Raw genomic sequence first — 1,326 nt, 5'->3', positions numbered from 1 at the left:
TAACTCAACTTTCGCACCTGAAATTCTTGCCTGATGCCAAGTATGACAAGGAGTTAACGGTATATTTCAGGTGGTGTTGACAAATGAAAAACACCTTTCAGATTTGGTAGAATGGAAGTGACGAGCAACCATCCCAAACGAAAGGTGTGTAACTCTATGGTACACCACAAAGCTTCGTCTGAAAAGGCGGAACAACGAATTTCTGCTGCTCTATCTGCTCTTCAAATTGGCAACTTGTTGCGTAAAGCCGGTATTTCTAAGTCATTTGGCCTTTCCAGTCTCGCAATCTTCCAACTCATTTTTACGCTTGTATTTGAAGGGCGGAATTGGTTTCGGTTGTTGGACAGTGAACGCCGGCAATCCCTGCCTGGCAAAGATGTTGTCTATCGCTTCCTGAATCACCCACGCTTTGCGTGGCGGCGGTTTTTACATATGCTCAGCCTCAAGATTGTTCAGCACTTTGAGTCGCTCACATCCGCTTCTCGCATTCGGGCCTTCATCGTAGATGACTCTGTTCTGCGCCGGGATCGCAGCAAAAAAGCGGAACTACTTGCTCGCGTGTTCGACCATACAACCGGTCGTTATGCTCGGGGATATACGATGCTGACGCTCGGTTGGTCGGATGGTTTCAGCTTTGCTCCCATCGACTTTGTCATGCTTAGCTCTGCGAAGATCGCGAATCGTCTCTGTGAGATGAAGGAGTGGCTGCTCAAGCGTACACATGGATACAAACGCCGCTGCGAATCCATGACACGCAAACCCGATGCTGTCATCGGATTGCTTGACCGTGCGCTCAAAGCCGGGTTCAGTGCCGACTTTGTCTTGATGGACAGTTGGTTTACGCAAGCTCCCCTGTTGCGAGAACTGATGGGGCGCGGCCTTCACGTGATCGGAATGATCAAAGACATGAAACAGCGCTACCGTTTCGGGACGGAGCGGCTGACCCTGCGTGAACTGCACGCACGACTACCGAAAACGAAATCTTCCGAGATTCTGGGATCGGTCATTGTACAGCTTGATGGCGGGATGCTCATTAAGCTTGTCTTTGTTCAAAATCGGAATCGCAGACGGGATTGGTTGGCCATTCTAAGTACAGACGTCACCATCACCGATGCGGAGATCGTTCGCATTTATGGCATTCGCTGGAGCATTGAGACCTTCTTTAGGTTTGCCAAATCGTATCTGAAACTCGGGTCGGAGTTTCAGGGCCGCTCCTTCGATATGCTCATCAGCCACACCACCATCGTCTTTTCACGTTATCTGGTCATGGAATGGGAGCGACGAAATGAAAACGACCCTCGTTCTCTAGGCGGCCTGTTTTTCCTG

Annotated in this window: 1 protein-coding gene; it reads left to right on the top strand. The window is 49.9% G+C overall.

All coding sequences use genetic code 11. From position 1 onward, the window contains the following. Positions 1–156: 156 nt before the first annotated feature. A partial coding sequence (locus tag ACTHRH_RS25645) for an IS4 family transposase (protein ID WP_440418281.1) occupies positions 157–1,326 on the top strand: 1,170 nt, incomplete at its 3' end.

Source organism: Paenibacillus sp. SAFN-117 (assembly GCF_051966115.1).
GTDB classification, from domain to species: domain Bacteria; phylum Bacillota; class Bacilli; order Paenibacillales; family NBRC-103111; genus Paenibacillus_L; species Paenibacillus_L residui.
Note: the sequence above shows the minus strand (reverse complement) of the source record. Positions and strands in the feature narration are given on the sequence as shown.